This window comes from Spirochaetota bacterium, from assembly GCA_026414805.1.
Taxonomy (GTDB): Bacteria; Spirochaetota; UBA4802; order UBA4802; family UB4802; genus UBA4802.
Genome location: JAOAIH010000130.1, coordinates 1 through 2,816 on the forward strand (window position 1 = coordinate 1; position 2,816 = coordinate 2,816).

At 40.1% G+C, this 2,816-nt stretch carries 4 protein-coding genes; all 4 read right to left on the minus strand.

Features of this window, described 5'->3' with window-relative positions; genetic code table 11:
- The coding region (locus tag N3F66_14855; GenBank protein MCX8125426.1) for a hypothetical protein at positions 1–399 on the minus strand (399 nt) is incomplete at its 3' end.
- On the minus strand, positions 371–958 hold the full coding sequence (locus N3F66_14860) for a hypothetical protein (protein ID MCX8125427.1): 588 nt from the start codon (positions 956–958) through the stop codon (positions 371–373). The genes N3F66_14855 and N3F66_14860, both read right to left, overlap by 29 nt.
- 16 nt (positions 959–974) lie before the next feature.
- Complete coding sequence (locus N3F66_14865; protein MCX8125428.1) at positions 975–1,577, minus strand: outer-membrane lipoprotein carrier protein LolA; 603 nt, start codon at positions 1,575–1,577, stop codon at positions 975–977.
- Positions 1,578–1,927: 350 nt separating this feature from the next.
- A complete protein-coding gene (locus N3F66_14870; GenBank protein MCX8125429.1) occupies positions 1,928–2,623 on the minus strand; it encodes a phosphoribosyltransferase family protein in 696 nt (231 codons plus the stop codon).
- Positions 2,624–2,816: the final 193 nt, after the last annotated feature.

Genomic DNA, 2,816 nt, shown 5'->3' on the forward strand with positions numbered 1-2,816 from the left:
ACACCATACAGTGGCTGCGGTATTATATCGATTGTATTCAGTATCAAGAATCTTTGCTGAGAAAATGCCTTTGTGTGTATCAATAGCGCTAGCACACATGGAGATAGTGGCAAAGATTGCACATGAGGCTGCGCCAGCAATCCAGACAAGGGCAATGAGTATTTTAACAGTTACTATCGCCCCATTATATTTATATGAATAGATGTGTGCATATATGCACAATGATACAAAAATGAGCGTAAGTACATCAAAAATATATGAGGCAAAGCTTGGTGGCAGTGCAAGTATGTATTGGTATGTATGCAGAATAGAAGCACACACCGCACATGCTGCAGCAATTGAAGGTACACCAAAGCGTATAATATGTTTGTTATAATCGTCCCACCTTGTACACAACACCTACCAAGATTCCGCCTTCTGTTTTTGTTGATGATTCGCCCATGCCAAAGCTGCCGTACTGGGCGTATATATCTATGATTGTTTTTATTTCGGTTGAAAGAGTAAACAGCATTGATAAGGAAATATTCCCGCCTGCACCACCGTTGTAATCTGCAGAAGCAGGGGGCAGGTCAAGATACAATCCCAACCCAACACCTGGTTGAAAGACCTTGTTAAGAGGATAGTAATACGTGCCTTTAACTGTAACAAGGGGATGCCCAACGGAAAGGTCAGGAGTGCTATCCGATGAATACTGCATATAGGTCAAAGAGAACTGGCCACTAAACTGGTGAACGAAAATAGTAGTAAGTATTCCACCCCCATATACGCTGCCTTTGCTTTTTATTGTTTTTTGCTGAGTGTTCACCCAACCCTTGTAGTTAATGGAATTAGTTCCACCCTGGACAATGACACCAGCATACGTGAAGAATAATTCTTGTGCACTGACTGCTGTAGAAAATAGAATAAATACTGTTGCGCCTATGAAGTGTAAAAAATATTGTATATTTTTTTCTTTCACACAGAGCTTCCTGTATTTACTGTATATTTAACGGGTTTTTCACTGATTGCGCACTTGTTGGTGGCTTGAAGTCAAAATATCCTGCTGGGATATTTTCGCCTGCAATTACATTTGATAGCGTATAGCTGGTTGAATCGCCCTGTTTATCTTTTACAATTAATTTTTTGAGTAAAAAATTGGCATCTGTTATAATGACGATTTCAGGATATGCTTTTTCAAAGTTTCGTAATTTAATAGTATATCCGTTTGGTCCCTGTGCCGCAAGCAGAGCATTGTACCCTGTCACAATCGCAGCGATGCCGCCGGGATAACCTTCGCCAACATCCTGAACGCCACAAATGTTGGATGATTTATCGTATACCCACAGCTTTTTCCCATTGGTGACAATTGTTTTGCCACCAGGAGCAGTGAGGTTTACATACAGCTTGTCGGGCGCTTTGTATTTAAATGTACCGGTATAGGTAAAACCGTTAGATGTTGTCCACGAAATGGTGCCGCTTAAGGTAGATATGCTTCGCATTTTCTGTTGAAAGCGTGCAACAGCTTCCTCACCGGTGAGAGCATATGCGTACACAATCATAATCAAGACTGCCAAAACTGTAATTGCTGCTTTTTTCATTTCTATCACCAACAATGATTCTAGTATCTTTTATTATATAATACGCGTGAATGTGAAAAAATAAAAAAAATTTTTTGCACAAATAATTTATTTTAAAAAAAAAGTAATAAATAGTTATGCTAACTACAATAGCGTATCGTTACATAATAATGGACAAAATAACTTAAAACGAATAATTGCAAATATGTTACATCCACTTTCTTTTGTCACAACCGAGCAACAAAAGAAAGTGCCAAAGAAAAATGCCCTTTACATCCTGTAATCATTAATCATTCCACTGCGGGCTGTAAAATGGCATCCGTTCAGGGCCTTTTCCGCATCCTAACCTGCCGCACATCCTGTATGGCAGGTTACACGAAATATTCCTCGTTAACACGCACGATAAATGGTAGATGGCGGTATTCGTATGCCGCATCTATGCCGTAACCGGCTACCCATACATCGGGAACGGTAAATCCAATGTAATCAATTTCAAGCTGGCTTCGAATATTCTGTACCTCACGGGTGGGGTTGTCAAGGCGTTTGTACAGCAAACTGCAAATTTTTAAGCTCTTTGCGTTGCGTTCATTAAGCAGGTAGTTTTTAAGCCATGACAATGTAAACCCCTGGTCAGCAATATCCTCAACTAGTAACAAATCACGTCCTTCAATATTTTTGGGCGATAGCTCCAGCGTCACTGCCCGGTAATGTTCACCACTTGACTTTATTGTCTTATCGTACACGCTGGTTTTTATGCAGTGGATGCTGGCATTGATGCCACCCTGCCTGAAAATTGCACGCGAGAGATCTGCAGCGAAAATAAATGAACCTGTGAGTACCAGCAGGATGTCAATATGTTTGCTGTGGTTGAAGTCGGCAACGATATCATCTGCAAGTGCAGTGACTCTTTTATAAATACACTGTTCAGTAATAAGCACTGAGTGCAATTTAGGGTCCTGTAGCAATGCAAACTGATTGGATAGAGAAGAATCATCTTCAGAGCTATCGCACACACCTTCCATTGGGACATTTATGACACTGGTATAGTTTGATACGGGTAAAATCATTGCATAGCCTTATAGAAAATATTGTATTTTGTATGATATTTGTTAAATACGCAACTACTATAGGAATAGTCAACTCATTTTAGTTAAAAAAGGCTCTGACCCCAAGAGTCATTTTACGGTAAATGGCGGTGTGTCATCCTGAACTTGATTCAGGATCTTGTAATATATGCTCTGACCCCCAATCAATGTACTC